19 protein-coding genes are annotated in these 20,344 nt (G+C 51.8%); 12 read left to right on the top strand and 7 right to left on the bottom strand.

Annotation, left to right across the window (positions count from 1 at the left end; translation table 11 throughout):
* The first annotated feature begins 10 nt into the window (after positions 1–10).
* From B0I18_RS23120 to B0I18_RS23095, 6 genes are all read left to right on the top strand, one after another.
* A complete protein-coding gene (locus B0I18_RS23120; protein ID WP_106525139.1) occupies positions 11–1,270 on the top strand; it encodes an efflux RND transporter periplasmic adaptor subunit in 1,260 nt (419 codons plus the stop codon).
* A gap of 80 nt (positions 1,271–1,350) precedes the next feature.
* Positions 1,351–3,423, top strand: coding sequence for a heavy metal translocating P-type ATPase (locus tag B0I18_RS23115; protein ID WP_106525138.1), 2,073 nt, complete (start codon positions 1,351–1,353; stop codon positions 3,421–3,423).
* 295 nt (positions 3,424–3,718) lie between these two features.
* The gene (locus tag B0I18_RS23110) at positions 3,719–4,066 is read left to right on the top strand and encodes a hypothetical protein (RefSeq protein WP_106525137.1); all 348 of its coding nucleotides are present in this window, start codon (positions 3,719–3,721) and stop codon (positions 4,064–4,066) included.
* A 365-nt stretch (positions 4,067–4,431) separates the two neighbouring features.
* Complete coding sequence (locus tag B0I18_RS23105; protein ID WP_106525136.1) at positions 4,432–4,869, top strand: hypothetical protein; 438 nt, start codon at positions 4,432–4,434, stop codon at positions 4,867–4,869.
* A gap of 118 nt (positions 4,870–4,987) precedes the next feature.
* Complete coding sequence (locus B0I18_RS23100; RefSeq protein WP_106525135.1) at positions 4,988–5,428, top strand: hypothetical protein; 441 nt, start codon at positions 4,988–4,990, stop codon at positions 5,426–5,428.
* 109 nt (positions 5,429–5,537) lie between these two features.
* Positions 5,538–5,957, top strand: a complete 420-nt coding sequence (locus B0I18_RS23095) for a hypothetical protein (RefSeq protein WP_106525134.1) — start codon at positions 5,538–5,540, stop codon at positions 5,955–5,957.
* Positions 5,958–6,082: 125 nt separating this feature from the next.
* Here B0I18_RS23095 and B0I18_RS23090 read toward each other — a convergent pair whose 3' ends face one another.
* The 3 genes from B0I18_RS23090 to B0I18_RS23080 all read right to left on the bottom strand — a co-directional run bounded on the left by B0I18_RS23090 (position 6,083) and on the right by B0I18_RS23080 (position 11,284).
* Positions 6,083–6,850 carry a GLPGLI family protein gene (locus B0I18_RS23090; protein ID WP_106525133.1) on the bottom strand — a complete coding sequence of 256 codons (768 nt, stop codon included), beginning with the start codon at positions 6,848–6,850 and terminating at the stop codon, positions 6,083–6,085.
* Positions 6,851–6,856: 6 nt separating this feature from the next.
* Complete coding sequence (locus B0I18_RS23085) at positions 6,857–9,574, bottom strand: outer membrane beta-barrel family protein (RefSeq protein ID WP_106525132.1); 2,718 nt, start codon at positions 9,572–9,574, stop codon at positions 6,857–6,859.
* 297 nt (positions 9,575–9,871) lie between these two features.
* Positions 9,872–11,284, bottom strand: coding sequence for an aminotransferase-like domain-containing protein (locus B0I18_RS23080; RefSeq protein ID WP_106525131.1), 1,413 nt, complete (start codon positions 11,282–11,284; stop codon positions 9,872–9,874).
* Positions 11,285–11,378: 94 nt separating this feature from the next.
* On the opposite strand from B0I18_RS23080, the gene B0I18_RS23075 reads away from it, so the two are divergent.
* Both B0I18_RS23075 and B0I18_RS23070 read left to right on the top strand, forming a co-directional pair.
* Positions 11,379–12,308, top strand: a complete 930-nt coding sequence (locus B0I18_RS23075) for a DMT family transporter (RefSeq protein WP_106525130.1) — start codon at positions 11,379–11,381, stop codon at positions 12,306–12,308.
* Between the two features lie 29 nt (positions 12,309–12,337).
* Positions 12,338–12,952, top strand: a complete 615-nt coding sequence (locus tag B0I18_RS23070; protein ID WP_106525129.1) for an FMN-binding negative transcriptional regulator — start codon at positions 12,338–12,340, stop codon at positions 12,950–12,952.
* Here B0I18_RS23070 and B0I18_RS23065 read toward each other — a convergent pair.
* Positions 12,949–14,853 carry an AAA domain-containing protein gene (locus B0I18_RS23065; protein ID WP_106525128.1) on the bottom strand — a complete coding sequence of 635 codons (1,905 nt, stop codon included), beginning with the start codon at positions 14,851–14,853 and terminating at the stop codon, positions 12,949–12,951. The genes B0I18_RS23070 and B0I18_RS23065 overlap by 4 nt on opposite strands.
* Before the next feature lie 89 nt (positions 14,854–14,942).
* Between B0I18_RS23065 and B0I18_RS23060 the strand changes: the two genes are divergently transcribed.
* Positions 14,943–15,497: a C40 family peptidase gene (locus tag B0I18_RS23060; protein WP_181358592.1), complete on the top strand. Its 555-nt coding sequence runs from the start codon at positions 14,943–14,945 to the stop codon at positions 15,495–15,497.
* Between the two features lie 41 nt (positions 15,498–15,538).
* A complete protein-coding gene (locus tag B0I18_RS23055) occupies positions 15,539–16,642 on the top strand; it encodes a DNA alkylation repair protein (RefSeq protein ID WP_106525126.1) in 1,104 nt (367 codons plus the stop codon).
* A gap of 207 nt (positions 16,643–16,849) precedes the next feature.
* Here B0I18_RS23055 and B0I18_RS23050 read toward each other — a convergent pair whose 3' ends face one another.
* Both B0I18_RS23050 and B0I18_RS23045 read right to left on the bottom strand, forming a co-directional pair.
* Positions 16,850–17,377, bottom strand: a complete 528-nt coding sequence (locus tag B0I18_RS23050) for a helix-turn-helix domain-containing protein (RefSeq protein ID WP_146146856.1) — start codon at positions 17,375–17,377, stop codon at positions 16,850–16,852.
* A gap of 135 nt (positions 17,378–17,512) precedes the next feature.
* On the bottom strand, positions 17,513–18,064 hold the full coding sequence (locus B0I18_RS23045) for a helix-turn-helix domain-containing protein (protein ID WP_181358591.1): 552 nt from the start codon (positions 18,062–18,064) through the stop codon (positions 17,513–17,515).
* Between the two features lie 479 nt (positions 18,065–18,543).
* On the opposite strand from B0I18_RS23045, the gene B0I18_RS23040 reads away from it, so the two are divergent.
* Positions 18,544–19,431, top strand: a complete 888-nt coding sequence (locus B0I18_RS23040; RefSeq protein ID WP_106525123.1) for a cation diffusion facilitator family transporter — start codon at positions 18,544–18,546, stop codon at positions 19,429–19,431.
* Between the two features lie 5 nt (positions 19,432–19,436).
* On the opposite strand, the gene B0I18_RS23035 is transcribed toward B0I18_RS23040, so the two are convergent.
* Entirely contained in the window at positions 19,437–19,802 is a 366-nt protein-coding gene (locus B0I18_RS23035; protein ID WP_181358590.1) for a winged helix-turn-helix transcriptional regulator, read from the bottom strand.
* Positions 19,803–19,877: 75 nt separating this feature from the next.
* On the opposite strand from B0I18_RS23035, the gene B0I18_RS23030 reads away from it, so the two are divergent.
* On the top strand, positions 19,878–20,333 hold the full coding sequence (locus B0I18_RS23030; RefSeq protein ID WP_106525121.1) for a VOC family protein: 456 nt from the start codon (positions 19,878–19,880) through the stop codon (positions 20,331–20,333).
* Positions 20,334–20,344: the final 11 nt, after the last annotated feature.

Here is a 20,344-nt window from a genome sequence, read left to right as displayed (position 1 = left end):
AAATATTATCATGAAGCGTATAACAGGCATCATTCTACTTTTCGTTGCAGCGGGTTTCCTGGCCTCCTGCGGCGGCAATAAAAAAGAACCGGAACAAAAGGCGGAAGCGAAGCAGGAAGCGGCACACAGCGAGGAGGAAGAAAATAGCGTAACCCTTACCGACGAACAATTGAAAGCCATAGGCATACAACTGGGCAGCGTAGAGCACAAACAGCTGACGGCATCGGTAAAGGCCAATGGCCTGCTTAAAGTGCCCAACAACAATAAAGCCAACGCCACTTCCCTTTTTGGCGGCGTGGTAAAATCGTTGTTCATTAAAGAAGGCGACTATGTGCGCCAGGGACAAACCATTGCCCAGATCGCCAACCCGCAGTTTATACAAATGCAGGAAGAATACCTGACCACCATTTCGAAGATCGCGTTGGCCGAACAGGAATATGACCGCCAGAAAGAACTGACGGGCGGTAATGCGGGCGCCATGAAAAACCTGCAGGGCGCAGATGCTGGTCTGAAAGCCTTACGCACGCGCAAAGCCGCGCTGTACCAGCAGATCAGGCTGATGGGCATTAACCCCGATAAGGTAAGCAATAACGGCTTATCGTCGGTACTGGCGGTTACTGCGCCCATCAGCGGGACCATAAGCGGTATCATGGTCAATATCGGCAGTTATGTCGATGTAAGCGCCCCGGTTGCCGAGATCGTAGACAACAGCCAGTTGCATCTTGACCTGCAGATCTATGAAAAGGACCTGCCCAGGGTAAAGACCGGGCAGACCATCCATTTTACCCTTACCAATAATGCCGGTACGGAGTATGATGCCGAGATCTTCAGCATTGGTACCGCATTTGAAAACAACAGCAAGACCATACCCGTACATGCAAAGGTAAAGGGCGCCAAGCCCGGCCTGATCGAAGGCATGAACGTTACTGCCAATATCAGCCTGGGTCTGGCCACCTTACCGGCCGTGCCTTCCGATGCCATCGTAAGTTACCAGGGTAAGGATTTTATCTATATCGTGAGTGATGACAAGGCTGCACACGACCATGACCATGAAGCCGGCAAGCCGCATGATCATGAAAAGGAAGCAGGCCATGCGGACGAAGAAAAGGGTGTAACTTTCCTGCGGGTTCCGGTAGCCAGGGGCACCACCGATGTAGGGTATAGTGAGATTACCCCGCTTACCGCCATCCCGGCCAATGCCCGGATCGTGGTAAAAGGCGCTTTTTTCCTGCTGGCCAAACAAACCAACAGCGGGGAGCATGAACATTAAATCCATGTTCCCGGTAAACATTTTCTGAACAGCACAGGGCCCTTCCGCACAGGAAGGCCCTGAATCAAAAACAAATACTTATGCTGAATACAGATCCCAATCATAAACATACCTACGATGCGCAGGGCCGTATGACCTGCTGTCATCTCGAGGATAAGATCTACGCCCAGGCCGATGCGGCTGTCTTATTGGGCGAAAAAAAAGAAAAGCAACACGACCATGGTAAAGACCACGATCATGAGCATGACCACGATCACGACCACGATCATGACCACAGCCATGGCGCAGGCGGCAGCACATTCCGTTTGTACCTGCCGGCCCTGGTGAGCCTGGCGCTGCTGCTGGGCGGCATCCTGTTAGATAACTATGTAAAACCTGCCTTTTTCAGCGGCTGGATACGCACGGCCTGGTATATCGTAGCGTACCTGCCCGTGGGGCTGCCGGTGATCAAAGAGGCCTTTACCGCCATGGCCCGTAAAGAGATCTTTACCGAGTTTACCCTGATGGTGATGGCTACGCTTGGCGCCTTTGCAATAGGGGAGTACCCCGAAGCCGTGGCCGTTATGCTTTTCTACGCGATCGGCGAATTGTTCCAGAGTGCGGCGGTAAGCCGTGCCAAAGGCAATATCAAGGCGCTGCTGGATGTAAGGCCTGCCGCTGCCGAAGTAGAACGGAACGGCAGCTTCAGCACCGTAGCGCCCGAAGCCGTTGCCGTGGGCGAACGCATACGCGTAAAGGTGGGCGAAAAGGTGCCGCTGGATGGCCTGATGCTGACCGATGCAGGCAGCTTTAATACGGCTGCACTTACCGGCGAGAGCAAACCACAGACCATCCGCAAGGGAGCGCCTGTGCTGGCGGGTATGCTTAATCTCGATAAGGTGATCGAGCTGCAGGTAAGCCGCGTGTTCAGCGACAGTTCGCTGGCCCGTATCCTGGAAATGGTGCAGAATGCTACGGCCCGTAAGGCTAAGACCGAACTGCTGATCCGGAAGTTTGCCCGGGTATATACCCCGGTCGTATTTTTCCTGGCGGTAGCCCTGGTGCTGATCCCGTATTTCCTGGTACCCGGTTATGTGTTTTCCGAATGGTTGTACCGCGCACTTATTTTCCTGGTCATCTCTTGTCCCTGTGCACTGGTTATCTCCATACCGCTGGGTTATTTCGGGGGCATTGGCGCGGCCAGTAAAAACGGTATCCTGTTTAAGGGTTCCAATTACCTGGAGCTGATGACGAAGGTAAATACCGTGGTGATGGATAAAACAGGCACATTGACCGAAGGCCTGTTTAAGGTACAGGAGGTGATCGCTCCCGGCAGCGATCCCGCCGTGTTTATACAAACACTGGCCGCGGTGGAGCGGCAGTCTACACACCCCATTGCCAAAGCGATAGCCGCCTATGCCGGCGATACTGCGCAGCTGACCGCAACGGGTATCGAAGAAATACCCGGTCATGGCCTGAAGGGCGCCGTAAACGGCGCAACCGTACTGGCGGGCAATACCAAACTGCTCGACCGTTACAACATCAGTTACCCCAAAGCTATCGGCGATATCGTGGAAAGTGTGGTGGTGGTAGCGATAGACGGGCAATACGCCGGTTATGTGACCATTGCCGACGAAATAAAGGCCGATAGCCGGGAAGCTATAACCAGCCTGCATAACAACGGCGTGACGGCAACGGTAATGCTGAGTGGGGATAAGGATAGTATTACCCAAAAGGTAGCGGCGCAACTGGGCATAGACACGGCCTACGGCGGCCTGTTGCCCGAACATAAAGTACAACGGGTAGAGGAGCTGAAAAAAGATGCCTCCCGGGTAGTGGCTTTTGTGGGCGATGGCATCAACGATGCCCCGGTACTGGCTTTGAGCGATATAGGTATCGCTATGGGCGCTATGGGCAGCGATGCCGCCATTGAAACGGCCGATGTCGTGATCCAGACCGATCAGCCTTCTAAGATCGCTACGGCGATTAAGATCGGTAAAGCTACACGGCGCGTGGTATTGCAAAACATAATACTGGCCTTTGCCGTAAAAGTTGCCGTACTGGCCCTGGGCGCCGGCGGGCTGGCCACCATGTGGGAAGCCGTGTTTGCCGATGTGGGCGTTGCGCTGCTCGCCATACTTAATGCAGTCCGGATCCAGAAGATGCGTTTCTGAAAAATACCCGGCCCGCAGGCGTTTCTTTTCCTACCTTTAAAGGCAGGATCGGATGCCGGCGGGCCTTTTTTAGGACACAGGGCAGCATTATGTCTTTGTCTTGTATTTATATAAACATTTATTTTTCAGCAGGCTAAGGTTGTTAAAATACCTTGCCCGACAAGACGCAACCCGGGTTAAACATTGTACACAGTTTAACTTTTTTACTAAATTCTTCCTAATTTGCAGCCGCTCAGCCATCAATTATGAATTGTTTATTACATAAAATATATCTTCGCTGCGAAACTTGTTATTAATGTACAGTACCCCGGCCAATATTAAAGTGTTTCATGCCCTGAAGTCTATTCTCCAGCCTTATGAAAACCTGATGAATATCCTCGTGGACCAGGAGGACTGTTATTATCTCGAATTCTTCGGCCGGCCGGGTGTAGCCCCACGCCTTTTCGCCGCGGTACAAATGCGTACCAATTACGTATCCCTACATCTTGCCTGTCTTAAATCCTGCGAGGAATTGCCGGAGACCTGTTCTAAACAGTTGCGCAACTATTATATCGGCAACGGCCAGTTCCAGGTGCAGAAGGTCGGCGAAAAACTACTCCGCGAACTGCGCCAGATGGTAAAACAATCGGTGCAGGTCAATTAGCACATAATATATCATTTTTTTACAAAACCCCTTCCCGGGAAACCCTTGCCTGTAAAGGTTCAGGGTATCTATGCATTTTATGTATGCCCTGTTGGCCAACCGGGATCCGTTGCAAAGGCTTCCTTTTTATGTTATGAATGATTATATTTGAGTTGCTCTGCACTTATTTCTGTGACAGTTAACCGGTTGAGTAAATAATACCCTGATCGTGGTTATTGATTGCCTGCCCGGGATCGCAGCGCCCGCTCTTTTACATATGCCTCCGGAACCGTTTGCCGGTTGAACCGGGGCCAGCTTAACGTTTGTCATTTTTGATATGCTTAAAAATCAGGATTCATTTTTCACCATACAAAAAAATAACACGCATGAAAAAAACTTTCCTCGCCGCACTGCTGTGCGCCGGTAGTTTTATGACTACCCAGGCCGCTTACCTTCGTTTTTACAACATGACTGGTTGTGATTTCGTCTTTAATATCAACGGTGCGATCGGTACCACGGGCGCCTTTGGCGCCAACAATGTGGTGATACCCCCGGGCACTACCATTTTTAACGATCCCAGCTTTTTGCCCGGCGTATCGCAATCCGGTACCGGTAGCCTGGCTTCGGGTCATGTAGAGCTGGTTAAAGGTTATGATGTCGGTGGTCCGTCGTTCGTTATCGGTGTAAGCCCGAGCTACCCGACTATGTCCACTACCTATAACAGCGCTTCCAATAGCCATTACCCGGCCTGCTATGGTAACACCGCTTTCGTAGCCAGCTTTTTACCTAATCTTACTTTAGACGTGGTTGTACTCATCAATTAAAGTCTTCAGCCATCCGGCACTGCTGTGCCGCTTGGCACTGCCGTATCGTGCTCTGTAAACAGGAGCATTTTACCCTTAAAATGAAAAACACAAACCAAACGCAAACCAACACAGACCTATGAAAAAAACACTCCTTGCAGCACTCCTGGGGATCGGCAGTTTTATGACGGCCAATGCCAGTTACATTTACTTCTTCAACATGACCAATTGCGACTTCAATTTTAATGTTGACGGCGCTATTGGTACTACCGGGCGCTTTGCAGCGAACAATGTCATTATTCCCCCCGGAAATACCTATTTTTTCAATCCTTCCCAGTTGCCGGGTGTGGTGCAGTTTGGTACGGGCAGCCTGGTTTCCGGGCATGGCGAGGCCATTAAAGGTTACGATGTAGGCGGACCTTATTCTTTCGTAGTCGGCATCAGTCCCTTGTATCCCACATTGCCCACCAGTTACAACAGCGCCTCCAATAGTTATTACCCGGCCTGTTATAACAATACGGCCTATGTCGTTTCTTTTGCGAACAATGGCAACGGCGACGTTGTGGTGCTGATCAACTAAACAAACAGATAAACCGGTGCGCCTGCGCGCCAGCGGCTGGTCTATGTCGTGGCCCGCTTAACCGTACCGGTCCTCAATAATTTTTTTTTCACCAAACACAAAACACCTTATGAAAAAATTACTCCTTGCCGCATGCCTTTGCGCCGGTAGCTTTATGTCTGCCAACGCCGGTTATGTTATGTTCCAGAACATGACCAATTGTAGTTTCAATGTAAATATAGACGGCACCAACAGCCTGGGTGGCTCCTTTAATGCCAATGGCGTGATTATCCCGCCCGGTGTCTCCAATTTTGCAAACCCATCCTTTTTACCCGGCGCTAATTTTTGGGGTGCAGGTACCCTGGCTTCCTGCGAAGCACGGGCAGCCAAGGGTTATATTACGGGCGGACCTGTGTTCGTAGTAGGCAACCTGCCCAACCTGACCACGACCTATAACAGCGGGACCTATGCCCCGGCCTGTTACAACAACAGCTCCTACGCGGTTACCTTCTCCAGCGGCGGCGGTAATGTCGTAGTACTGATCTTCTAAGCAGGGGACTTACGTTATGAAAAGCGGGCTGCCTCGAGGCAGCCCGCTTTGTTTTATCTTCAGCTTTATCCGGTATAACTATATCTTGGTCGGTCCGGTACTCCCGGACACGGGGACTGAGGTGTTTACAGGCTCATCCACCAGCTTTGCATGGTGGCATTTTTATTCATCGCAGGTGTATTGTCGAGAAACACTTTGCGAAAACCTGCATTGTCTACACGGCGTCCCTTATCGGGTGGTTGTATCTCGCCTTGCTGCAGTATCTCCACCGAGGTGGCAAACCAGGTGGTATAGAGGCGGGGTATCGCAATGCCCAGGATCAGGCCGGGTAGGCCATTGAACGATTCCGGTCCGCCGCTCACCATGATCTGTGTGCTGTAGAATGCTACCACGACCACCGAATCGTTGATCTGTGTGGTCGCCTTGCGGCACAGGTAACCGGCTATGGTCCTTACTTCATCCGATATTTTCCAGGTATATTGTTTCATCGAGTCTGCTACCAGGTAATCGGTATCATAAGCCAGTTTTTTGGATACGGTCTTTTTCGTAATGAAATTCGAATAAACGATATTCTCTTTCGCTGCAAGACCGGTCATATTGTAGGGATCGTAGTTTACCGCATCTTTTTTCTCGAAGGCATACTTACTTTCTTTAGCTGTAAAATGATAGTTGAAATACGCGATATTGTATTGCGGAATGTTGTTGAGCAGCGACTGCCGGCCGGGCATTTGCGCTGCACTATTGCCTTGCTCTACGCGCACCTGCTGGTGCAGGTTGGTTTTGCGTTCAAATTTTATGGTACCATTGACAATCATCTGTGCTGCTGCCGGCGAGGCATACAGCGCATAGAGCAATAACAGCAGGCTCGTATATCGTAATAGGGGTCGGGTCATTTCGGTTTATTGGGGATCGCTGTTTTTAGGCTCCGACGAACGCGTATGGGTAAAGTTCCAGGTAAGGGTAAACAGGAAATAACGCTTTATCGTCAGGAAGGTGCGGTCGGTAATATAGTTGTTGAATGCCGTACGGCTAAAACCTACATTCTGGTTCAGGATGTCGTTTACGGCGCAGCTTGCCACCAGGGAACGGTCCTTGAGGAACGATTTGCTGATCGCTGCGTTCCAGCGTACCAGGCTGTTGTTCTTGTCGTTTTCGTCGATCTTGGGTCGCAGCTGCCATTGGGCCGAGGTCGAGAAGCGGAAATCCCAGGGTAGTGTTATCGACACATCGGCTTCCTGCTGTACCGACCAGAAGTTATTGCTTACGTCCCGCCGGATCGAACTGTTGTTGATGTTATAGGTCGATGTGGCGGAATAACTGAAATCGAGCAGGGTATCCTTTACATAGTTGAACGACAGGTCGAGTGAATAATTTTGCGAAGTGTTGGCATTCAACTCCTGGTTGATGTAATTGGTATTGTGGGTATAACTGGCCCCAGCCCTTACATTGGAGGTCAGGTTGATGGGCTTGATCTTAAACCCGTAACCGGCGTACAGGCCGCCGTTATAGTTGCCGTTTACATTGGTATACTGGTATACGCGGCGCCCCTCGTCATCTACGGTTTCGGTCTGGGTTATAGCGTTCTGCGTGAGGGCAAAATTACCATTGGCAAAGGTATAACTGCCGTTTTTGATATTATAGCTGTTGTAGTTGATGCCGAGCATATGCCGGAATTCCTGTTTCAGGTCGGGGTTACCGATCGAAATATTGAAGGGGTCGGTATTCTGTACCAGCGGCTGCAATTGCTCCAGGCTGGGTTGGGCGCTCTGCCCGTTATAGTTGACCAGGATATTACGATTGTTGCCCGGCCGTACCTGGAACATAGCCGAGGGGAAAAAGTTGAAATAAGATTGGTTCATGTTACGCGTGCCCAGGTAATCCTGTTGCCGGTAATCGGTCTGGGCTATGGCTGCGCCGGCCATAAAATTCATCTTCTTCTTGTTCAGTTTAAAGCTGCCACCCAGGGTATTCATCATAATATTTACCTTGTAGTCGCTGCTGTAAGCCTTGTTCAGCACACCGGTCGTGTTGTTGTCGCCGGCGGGTATATCGAACGACAGCTGCCGGGAGGCATTGGTATTGTAGTTAAACTCGTAGTTGAATTCCAGGAAGGTACTCTTACTGAGCGGCTGGGTATACGATGCCTTGGCCAGGGTCGTATTCTTTTTGGAGTCATTGAGCTTGCGCTGGTTCAGCGTATCGCCGGTTTGGGAAATACTGTATTCGTTTATGGATCTTACAAAACCTGTTGCCGTGCCGTCGTTGTAGTCGTTGCGCAGGTTGAGGGATATGGTACGACCCGGTTTGCCCAGCCTTTTACCGTAGAAGATGTCGGTAACCGCATTGGATGCCTCGCTGTTATTGGTCTGGTCCTGTATCTGCGCATTGATCCGCTTCTCAGACAGGGTCACCGTAGAGGCTTCGTTACGGGTACGTTGTTCCGATTTGCTTTTACCCGCGTTAACGGCAATCTTAAGCGTAGAGCTCGAGTCGATTTTGATCTCGCTGTTAAAGTTAATATTGTGCCGGAGGTTATTGCTGAAGGTACTGCTTACCTGCCGGTTCAGGTACTGGGTATCCGGCAGGATGTATTTGGTCTGCGTAGAACTGTTGCCTTCCATTATATTTTTCCCCATGCGGTAGTCGGCCGATGCACCAAAGGCATCGTTGCGGAACCACTTATTGTCGTAGTGCGCACCGGTAGCCCAGTTTTTGGGCAGGCCTTCGCCGCCGCCGCGTTGCGCACTGCTGTTGTTGTTCGATGAGGTGTTATAGTCCGCTCCGCCCGATGAGCTGATGTTATTCATATTGCCGAAGGCGGCCAGTTTTCTCTTTTTCTTAAACGAGTTCAGCACGGCGGCATTGTCGAAGTAGTCGGGAAGACCGCCACCAGCCTGTATCTTACCGAAGTAGCCCTGTTTGGCATCTTCTTTCAATACCAGGTTGATCGTTTTTATTTTCTTGCCATCGTCTATACCGGTAAACTCGGATTGCGCTGTTTTTTTATTAAACACCTGCACCTTATCTACCGCGCTGGCACGCAACATCTGTGCTACTACCGCCGGGTCGTCGGTAAAAAATTCGTCGCCGTCCACGAGCATTTTGCGTACATTCTCTCCCTGCGCCCTGATATTGCCCTTGCGGTCTACTTCGATACCGGGCAGTTTTTTCAGCAACTCATCCACATTCGCATAAGCCCTTACCTTAAAACTATCTGCCGCATATTCGGTCGTATCGCCTTTAATGGTTATGGCATGGCGGTCGTATATCGCTACTTCGTTAAGCAGGTGGGTTTTGGAAAAAAGATAGAGGCTGCCCAGGTCTATCACAGGCTTATCTACCTTTACCACCTCGGTATACTCTGCAAACGAAGGGTGGGATATGATCAGGATATAGTCGCCGGGCGCTGTGGCGGGCAGTACAAAGGCGCCCTCCTCGTCGGTACGGGTAAATGCTTTCAGCACGGAGTCCCGGGATTGGACCAGGGCTACCGAAGTATATTGTGTAGTAATATAGTTTACGGTGTCCTTTACATTGCCCCTGATCTCATAGTGCTGTTGTGCGCCTGCTACCCAAAAGTGCAATAAAAGGAATAAGGTACAAACGGTTGCTTTCAAATTCGGTGGTGTTCTGCTTTGAAATAAAAATAATACAGAAGGCCGCGGGTCGCGGGTTTCAGGTACTATTTAAATTGTTGGTCTTGGTTTACGAGTAAAGTTTGGTGTCCAAATATAAGGAAAAACCATTCAGAATAAACAGGCCTTTCTGAACTTCTGCCGGTTAAGTATATTCGTCTTGTCTATACTACTTTTCTAATCAAGTGTTTAGCCGCAAATCAAACGTGTATTGTACCGGATTGAAACGCGTGGTATTATACCGGTATCCGTTACCCGCTACCGGTATAATAATTTGCTTTAAAGCATTTTGGCCAGGTCGCCTACCTGTTTGAGTTTAAACTTCAGTTCGTCGGACCAGGGCAGGCCTATGCAAAGGCGCATACAGTTTTCGAACTGGTTCTGCAGGGTAAACATACGCCCGGGGGCAATACTGATATGTTTCCGGATGGCCAGGTCGTAGAGTTCCCTGGTATCGATCTTTTTATCAAATGCGATCCACAGGGCCAGGCCGCCCTGCGGCCTGCTGGTGCGGGTGCCTTCGGGAAAGTAAGCGGCTATGGCATCGGTATAATGCTGGTAATTGGTTTGTAGGGTACGGCGCAGTTGCTGGATATGATGATCGTAACGGCCGGTCTTCAGGAAATTGCCCACGGCTTCGTGTACCACCGAAGTAGAGGATAAGGCATGCACGAGTTTCAGCTTCAGCAATTTTTCTTTATGCCTGCCCGGTGCGATCCAGCCCACCCGGTAGCCCGGCGCCAGGGTTTTGGATACCGAACTGCACCAGAGCACATTGCCTTCGGTATCGAACGATTTGCAGCAGCGGGGCCGCTGTGTGCCGAAAAACAGGTCGCCGTAAATATCGTCTTCGATCAGGGGAATGTTGCGTTCGGCCAGCAAACGCACTACTTCCTCTTTATGTTCGTCGGGCATACAACTGCCCAGGGGCGTATTGAAATTAGGGATCAGCAGGCAAAGGTCGATCTTGTGCAATACTTTTTTGAGCCCCTCAATCGTGATACCGGTAACGGGGTGTGTGGGCAGTTCGATCACCTTCAGCCCCAGGCTCAGGGCCAGCTGGAATACACCGGGATAACAGGGACTTTCGATCGCGATAGTGTCGCCGGGTTTGCCCAGCGCCATCAGGCAAAGCGACAGCGCATTCATACCGCCGCTGGTGGTTACCAGGTCGTCTTCGTGCAGGTCGCCCTCCCAGGCCAGCGAGCGGGCGGCTACCATGCGCCGCAGTTTTATATTGCCTTGTGGCGGTTCGTACTCGGCGCCGCCTTGCTGCAGCTCTCGGGTCGCCTGCAGGATCTCCTTTTTAAGCTTGGCCAGGGGCAACAGGTTGCCCGAGGGTATGCCTACTGAAAAGAGGGTAAGATCGTTGCGCCCGATATTGGCATATACCCTCGAGATCAGCTCGTCGGGTTCTTTATCGTTAGCGATCAGCGAAGGACGGCTTACCTCGGCCAGCGGCAGTTTATACCGCTGCAGCCGGCTTACGAAGAAGCCGGATTGCGGCTTGGAGGCGATCAGCGACTGGGCTTCCAGTTCCCAGAATACCCGCTTGGCCGTATTCATACTGATGCCGTGCTCGATACATAAGGTACGTACGGAGGGCAGCTTATCGCCGGCCTTCAATACGCCACTCCGGATCTGGCCCGCAATACCATCTGCTATTTCGCGGTATAAAAAACCTTTGCTCATCCTGCAAACTTAACTGTATCCATTTAAAAATACAAAACTGGTACTGTATACATTGCTGCGGGAAGAATAATTTTGTGTTTCAAACAGGAAAAAAATGAGCGGAATAAAAACGCAGGAGCATAGTACCGGCGGCTGGCTGAATGGTTTTATCGGGGTACTGATCTTCAGCGGATCGCTGCCGGCAACCCGGATCGCGGTAAAGGAAATGGATCCCTTGTTTCTTACCGCGGGCCGTGCGGTCATTGCAGGCCTGCTGGCATTGGTTATGCTTTGGCGGTTTAAGGAAAAGCGACCGGCCCGGCAACAGCTATTGCCGCTGTTCCTCGTGGCGGTAGGCGGTGTTATCGGGTTTCCTTTGTTGTCGGCATGGGCATTGCAATACATCACTTCGGCGCATGCCATCGTATTCCTGGGGCTGTTGCCCTTATCTACAGCCGTATTCGGCGTTATGCGCGGCGGCGAGCGGCCGGGGGCCGTATTCTGGGTCTTTTCGGTAGCGGGTAGCCTGCTGGTAGCGGGTTATGCGGCGGCCGACGGCCTGTCGGGCAACCCGGTCGGCGACCTGCTCATGTTACTCGCCGTATTGGTGTGTGGCCTGGCTTATGCCGAAGGCGCCCTGCTTTCGCGTACTATGGGGGGCTGGCAGGTTATATCCTGGGCCCTGGTATTGTCGCTGCCGGTAATGCTGGCATTGCTGTTGTGGTACTGGCCCGCTCCGATGACGATGGCCGCGGTAAGCCCGGCGGCCTGGACCAGCCTGGCTTATGTAGGGGTGTTCAGTATGTTCGTGGGCTTTATCTTCTGGTATCGCGGGCTGGCCCAGGGTGGTATTGCCGCAGTAGGCCAGCTGCAACTGTTGCAACCGCTCTTCGGCCTGGCGCTGGCGGCGGTGTTGCTGCACGAAGATGTAAGCATAAGTATGTTGGGTATTACCCTCGGGGTGATGATCTGCGTGGCCGGTTCCCGCAGGTTTGCACGCCGCAAACCCGCATTACCTGCGGGTTTACAGGGTAATGACCGTTAACCGGTATCCTGAAATTTAAACTTGTATCTATGTTTGTACCCCACGCCTTCCGGTTTGAAAACAGGGCAGAGCAGATCGCGTTTATGAAACGGTATAGCTTTGCCACGCTGGTTACGGCTGTAGACGGACTCCCCCTGGCTACCCAGCTTCCTTTCGCAATTGCAGAACGGGAAGGCGTACTCGTGCTGAGTGCTCATTTTGCCGCAGGCAATGAACATGCAGCGCATATTGCGGCGCATACCTCGCTGGTGATGTTTACCGAACCTCATGCCTACATTTCGCCCACGCATTACGACAAGCGGGAAAGTGTGCCCACCTGGGATTATATAGCCGTGCATGCTTATGGAAAGGCAAAGATCCTGGACGGGCCGGAGGCAAAAATGCAGGCCATGGAACAGCTTATCCTGTGTTACGAACCGGCTTACCTGGCCACCTGGCAAACCTTACCGGACCGGTATAAACAAGGCATGCTGCAAGGCATTGTGGCTTTCGAACTGGAAGTGACGGAGCTGCAGGCCAAACAAAAGCTCAGCCAGAACAAAAGCATAACCGAACGGGAACGCATCGCAGCGCAACTCGAAAAGGGCAATGCCCCGGAAGCCGGGCTGGCGCCCTACATCCGCGCTACGATCCGCACAACTTAAAGGTCGGCATACTCCCAGGCGCTCTGGTAGGCGTTTTGCGCCTCGGTATATTGCATAAACCCGGCATAGAACGGGTGCTGGCAAAGCGTGGCGCTGTCGCCTACTATCACCAGTTTTTTCCTGGCACGGGTCATGGCCACGTTCATACGCCTGATGTCAGAGAGGAACCCGATAATGCCGTCCGTATTGCTGCGCGTCATACTGATATAAACGATATCGCGCTCCTGGCCCTGGAAGCTGTCCACAGTATTGACGGAGATGCGGGCCAGGTAAGGTTGTAACGCGGGTACATGTTCCAGTTGCTCCTTCAGTACGCGTATCTGTTCTTTATAGGGTGCGATAATGGCTACCGACGGAAAAGTCTCCGGTGTATAATGCGGCGCCAGGTTGCCTGCGAGCAGGGCCAGGTGCCGCAGCAGGAATGCCGCCTCTTCGGGATTGGTGGTGCTGGTGCCTTCCTGTTTTTCATCATAACCGCAACCGGCGGTATCTACAAAGGCCAGCGGTGGCTCTTGCCCGGCAAGGCTATGCTGTGCCACGGCAACATTGGCCTGTAGCTTATTTTCATAAAAAGTAGCCGACGGATAACCCATAATGGTTTCGTGCATGCGGTATTGCTCCTGCAGCAGGCTTACGGCTTCGGGATAATACTGCACACACTTTTCGAGCAGGGTAGTGCTGAAGCCGTTGCGGGCTGCCTCCTGCGATTTAATGGTGGGCGGCAACTGGCAATGGTCGCCGGCCAATACCAGCTTCTGCGCTTTAAGCGCGGGTATCCAGCATGCGGGTTCGAGCGCCTGCCCGGCCTCGTCGATCACTACGGTATGGTACTTCAGGTGGCGTACGGTGTAGTGGTTGGCGCCTACGAGCGTAGCGGTAATTACCTGCGCCCTGGCGAGCAGGTCGTCGATAATGTATTGTTCCGTATTGCCTACTTCTTTCAGGATCTTGTGGGCCTCGTCGAACAAGGCTTTGCGCTGTTCTCTTTCTGCCTTGCCAAAGTTCCTTTTGTATTTGTGCGCCATATCCCGGTAGGCATTGGCCTGTTTCTTCAGGTTGCGGATCTCTTTCATATGGCTATGCGCCGTCATCTTATGGTCGAGCGTCAGCGACATCAGCTTTTCCGATACCCTGGCCGGGTTGCCTACGCGCAGTACGTTCAGGCCTTCGTCGGCCAGCTTCTCGCTCAGCAGGTCCACCGCGGTATTGCTGGGTGCTACGACCAGTATTTGTTTATGGTCCTGTTGCCACAGCGCTTTTATGGCCTGTACCAATGTCGTGGTCTTACCGGTGCCCGGCGGACCATGCACGATGGCCAGGTCGTTGGCCGCTACTATTTTCTGTACGGCTTCCTGCTGCGAGGAGTTGAGGCCGCGGGTAGCTATGGGTGCAAGCGTGGTATCGAAAGTGGGCGCCCGGTTGCCGGTCAGTACGGGTACCAGTTTATATTCCTTTTCTGCATCGGGCTTTGCGGCCAGCTTCAGGGCCTGTTGCATTTCTTCATAGCTGTTTTCGTCAAACAGCACATCCACACCCAGTTTGCCATCCCTGGCCCAGTCGGGCAGTTCTTCGGTACGCAGGCTAAGCTTAAGGCGGTTGCCGCCCTGGTAGCTTACTACGCCTTCTATGCGGTCCTGTTGCGGATCGTGGTTGGAAAATAATACGGCCGATGCGCCGAAGCGTAACTGGTGCGCGATATCGGTATGTGTAGTGCGTTCGAGCTCAACGACCAGGTAGTCGCCTTTGGCCGGTTCGGTACCCCTTATGGCTACCGGGTACCAGCAAAGGCCATTGGCCCTGCGTTGTGCAGCCGAACTGCTTTGTGTAAGTTTAAGATAACTTTGGCGGTCTTCTTCACGTTCCGTTCCGAGCAATTCCAGCTGCTTTTTGAAATAATCCATGCTGCAAAGGTACAGGCTTCTTTACGGTTTGTAAAGCAGGCGCCGTATATGCCCCGGATTGGCTATTTTTGCAGCATATCCTCGTTCTTGTGAAATCTTTACTGAGCAATCTGCTGCTGGCTGCAGCACTTTCCTGTTTACTGATCAGCTGCGGGGCGTCCCGCAAAACAGCACGGCATAATACAGAAACGCCGGGCAGGTCGTACCAGCCCTTGTCCGAAAAGGCGCTGCAGAAAAAATATGCCTCCCGGCTCCAGGCTTCGCCCGGCGACCTGGACAATACGCCCCTGTATTATTTTATCGACGAGTGGTATGGCACGCCTTACCGCTATGGGGGCAATACCCGTTCGGGTATCGATTGTTCGGGCTTTACCGTGCAATTGTACACCAAGGTATTTAAAAGCAACCTGCCCCGCACGGCACGGCAGCAGTACGAGTCGAGCAAGCGTATAAAGAAAATCCGCAAGCTGGAAGAAGGCGACCTGGTATTCTTTAACGATGGCCGGGGCCGCATATCGCATGTCGGCGTATACCTGATGAACAATTTCTTTGTCCACTCCGGCACCGGTACCGGTGTAATCATAGGTAACCTGGAAGATGACTATTGGCGCGAACATTTCGTGGCCGGTGGTAAACGCAAATAGCCCCGTACCTTTTCCCCTGTATAACCCGGACCCCTCATTTTATGGCAAGCCTGCTTAAAGATATTTATTCCCCTGTATTTTATAACCGGCTCGCCGACAGCCTTGCGGTATCGCTGCCCGGCTTTTCCAAGCCGGTGTTCCTGGAAGCGGTGCTCAGCAAAGGTTTCGAATCGATGGAACTGAAAGAGCGGATGAGGCATACCACGCAGGCATTGCGCAGGTTTATGCCGGGCGCCTTTAAAGGCACTGCTGCACTGATGAAGCGCCTCATCGACCAGTTGCGCCGGGACGGCTTCCGCGACCAGATGCTGGAATTCATGTTCCTGCCCGATTATATCGAAACTTATGGGGGCGACGACTATAAAGAATCGGTCAAAGCCTTCGAATATATCACGCAGTTTATTACCTGCGAATTTGCCGTTCGTCCTTTTATTATCCGTTATCCCGATGCGATGATGGCACAGATGCTGGTATGGTCGCAGCATAAGCACGACCAGGTGCGCCGTCTTTCCTCAGAGGGCTGCAGGCCGCGCCTGCCCTGGGCTATGGCATTGCCCGCCCTTAAAAAAGACCCGCAGCCGGTATTGCCCATACTGGAAAATCTGAAAAACGACCCGGCCGAATTTGTACGGCGCAGTGTGGCCAATAACCTTAATGATATTGCCAAGGATAATCCCGACACCGTGATCGCCATTGCCGCAAAATGGAAAGGGATAAGCCGCGAGACCGATGCGCTTATAAAACACGGCAGCCGCACCCTGCTCAAACAGGGGCATAGCGCTATCCTCGAACATTACGGGCTGAGCGGCCTGCATGCGGGGCTGAGCGGCTTTACGATACTTACTCCTGCGGTAAAAACCGGCAATAAATTACATTTTACCTTTTCGGTAAATAATAAAAGCAAGGTGGCACAAACGATACGGCTGGAATACGCGGTATACTACCGCAAACAGAACGGCAGCCTGAACCGTAAGGTATTTAAGATCAGCGAACGAACCTACCAGGCTGGTGAAACGGCGCTGATCGAGCGCAGGCAAAGCTTTGAGCCGATCACTACACGCAGGTATCACCCCGGCCTGCACCGGCTGGCTATTATCCTGAACGGGGAAGAGAAAGAGATCCTGGATTTTATGCTGGAGTCCTAAGCCCTGCGGCTTATTGTATGGCATTATCGGCTACTGCCGGCACCAGGTTACATAAACAGTAATGAAATTTTATTTTTCTTGCTGCGGACATGCAGCCGGACTGTAAGCTGACCGCTCAAAATATACCTGCGGCTAGGCTGCACAAAATATACACCCATCGTAGCGGGACGCCGGGAGCTTATTATTCACCGTAAATCCCGGTTTTATTTATGGCAGCTCTTCCGGCGGTGGCTCCGGCATCGCTTTCGCAACCACCTGGTAGCCATAATTTTTGAATCCTACTTTTACCCGTTGCAGTATACCCGCTTTTACGGCATTGATAAGCGCCTGGCTCAGTGCCGAGCTGGTGTACCTGAGGTCGTACTGGAAGCGGATATACTTCATGATATCCTTTACCCTGCGCGGCTCCTCCATAAACTCGGATTTAGCTAACCGTGAGGTAATCAGGTGTTTGAGATGGGGTGGTGCATGCAGCAGGTCGTCGATATTGCTTTGGTAGGCGGTATGGTAGGTTTCCATACGTTCGCGCAGCTCCAGTTCATCGGGAATCTCGGCCATATAGTCGACCAGTTCCGAAAGCTCCATGCCGAAAAAATGGGCGATACCAAGCAGGTAATCGCCGGTGAAGCCATCACCCGTTTCGATGGCGCGGATGGTGCCGATAGAAACCTTGACCTGTTCGGCCATTTGTTTTTGCGTAAGGCTCAACGACTCTCGCAGCATGCGTATGCGCATGCCGATCTGCTTTTTACGTTTTTCCACGAAGCGATTCACAATCGCAAAAAGAGAAAAAAGGAATGTCTGTATTTTACTAAATATTTGATTATATGGAGATGTAGTAGTATTTTTGAATACATGAAATCTGCATGCTCAGGTAGTGGTTTCGGGAGGAAGGAGGGATTGGTAACCGTAGTTTTTAAAGCCTGTTTTGCTGCGCTGCAAAATGCCTGCATTTACCGCGTTGATCAGGGCCTGGCTTAGGGCCGAACTGGTGAAACGGAGATTGTATTGGGCTTCGATATACCGCATGATCTCCGATACCCTGCGCGGTTCCTGCAGGAATAAGGACCGGCTCAGGCGCGTTTGTACCAGTTGTTTGAGCCGGGGGGCGTGGTGCAAGAGCTTTTCGTCGATCTCGGATTGGTAGTAGAGGTGATAGGCGGCCATATGCTCCCGGAGCTGGCTCACGTCGGGTATCTCGGCATAGTAGTCCACGAGTTCGGCTAACTCCATGCCAAAAAAATGAGCAATGGCCAGCAGATAATCACCGGTAAAACCTTCGCCGGTCTCGATCGCCCTGATGGTTCCGACCGAGACGAAGATCTGCTCCGCAAGCTCTTTCTGGGTAAGGTTAAGAGAAGTTCTCAGCTTGCGTATGCGTTGCCCGATTTTTCTCTTTCGTTCCCCGAATAATTTATTCACCTTACAAAGAGAGAAAAATAAAATATCTGTATTTATACAAATATTTGTTTGTTTAAAGATTAATTATTATTTTTGTGTTGACAAACAAAGCAACCAGATAATCAGCAAAACCGGCGCCTGCCGGCTAGCCTTATAAAAAGGGGATATGGGACGCAGCCTGGGAATGCGTGACGTTCAGGTACTTCGGAGCAGTTGGTAGTGCTGCATAAGAAGTACCTCCCCGTTTTTATAGCCGTTCTGTTACGGTGTCGACAGCGGCGCAAAATTACCCGTATCAACATGCATGCCGGTAAATACATTATGCGGTTTGTTGTATTCCCTCAGGTTATCTCCCTGCTACTTTTTTGTAAAAAACAGGATAAAGCCCCTGCTTCCTTTCCGAAAACCAATACCTTTACAGCGTTTTTTGCAGTTCTGCCCGGAACGGCAAAAGCGACTCCTTTTCCTAAGCCCTTTAACAGCAATTCCCGCAAACCAGGATGGAACATCAAACGGCAGCTCCCGCTACGGGGCACAAGGGTTTAAAGACCACATTGATCGGTATTATATGCAGTACCCTGCTCGCCTTGCTTAAAGGTATAGGCGGTATACTGGGTCACTCTTATGCGCTTATTGCGGATGCCATCGAATCTACGGCCGATATATTTTCGTCGGCCATGTTGTGGCTGGGCCTGCGCTGGGCTGCAAAACCGGCCGACGACGAGCATCCTTATGGTCATGGAAAAGCCGAAGCGCTGGTGTCGGTGGGCATTGCGCTGGCTATGCTGGTAGCGGCCGTTATTATCGTGATCGAAAGCATCGATAAGATACGGACCCCGCATGAAACGCCTGCGCCGTTTACCCTCATTATTCTTGCCGTGGTGGTATTGGTAAAAGAACTGCTGTACCGTTTCGTGTTAAAAACGGGTAAGGAGATCGAAAGCGGTGCTGTAAAAGCCGATGCCTCTCATCATCGCAGTGATGCCATTACCTCCGGCGCTGCATTTATCGGTATTACGATAGGCCTGATTGGCGGGAAAGGATATGAAATGGCCGATGATTGGGCTGCAGTGCTGGCTGCGGTTGTTATTGCCTATAATGCTTACAAGATATTCCGCCCGGCGGTAGGCGAACTGCTGGATGAGGACATGAACCCCGAACTGAACCGGAAAATATTCGACCTGGCGGCCGCAACCGAAGGGGTGGTAAATGTGGAGAAATGCCATACCCGTAAAATGGGCACTTTTAATCATGCCGATCTGCACATCCGGGTAAAGGGCGACCTGTCGGTAAGGGAAGGGCACGATATTGCCCATGCCGTTAAAGCCAATATCCAGAAGGATGCGCCTTCGTACGTGGATGTGATGATCCATGTAGAGCCTGCATAATCCGCTTAAACCATTGCCGGTAAAGGTTTGTAGGCGCCGCCCCAGTTGGCCAGAGCTTTGATGACCGGCGCCAGCGCTTTGCCGCCCGGCGATAGGGTATAGGCCATAGCCCCGTTCTTGCCGGCTGTTGTACCGGTTTGTTTGCTGATTAATCCCGCTGTTTCCAGTTCCTTAAGTTGCAGGCTCAGTATGCGTTCGGTAATCAGCGGCAATGCCTGTCTGAGTTCTGAAAAGCGCAGGTCGGATTGTTGTAATTGCACCAGCAGGCTTAATTTCCAGCGGCCGCTGATACAATGCAGGGCATAGGCCGCGTCGCAGTATTCCTCGAGCTGTTGCTGGTTTTCATAATTGGTCGATGTCGTCTTTCTCATCAGCGCACAATTTTGTAAGCGCATCGCTATGCCGCGTTGCGCTGCTACATTTGCGGGTAAAATTCCGCCAATCTTATGACAACGCAAAATAAACACGGCATCACCGGCATTCATCATATTGCCATACGGGCTACTGATTTCGAAGCTACGCTCGCTTTTTACACGCAGGCCTTGGGTTTTAGTTTAAGCCACTCCTGGTCTTTGCCGGCCTTTAACCTCAAACAGGCCGCCATGCTCCGCGCTGCCGACGGGCTTAGTTATATCGAATTGTACGACGAAGCAGCGGATATCGCGACACAGGGGCGCAAACGCCTGCCGGGTGAGCCTTTGACGCAGACGGCCCTGTTGCATATCTGTCTCGGTACCGGCGATGCGGCCGCAGCCTTCCACCGGGCTATTGCCTATGGCGCCACACCTTGTATCGAACCTATGGCGCTCGAACTGGGTGAACCGGCCATTAAGGTACGCAACGCACTGGTGTATAGTCCGAATGGTGAAGTGATCGAATTCCTGGAGCCGGTAGCTTTTTAAGCGGTCGAAAA

Origin of the sequence: Taibaiella chishuiensis, from assembly GCF_003014535.1 — a bacterium.
GTDB classification, from domain to species: domain Bacteria; phylum Bacteroidota; class Bacteroidia; order Chitinophagales; family Chitinophagaceae; genus Taibaiella; species Taibaiella chishuiensis.
This window is presented reverse-complemented; position numbering and strand designations above follow the sequence as displayed.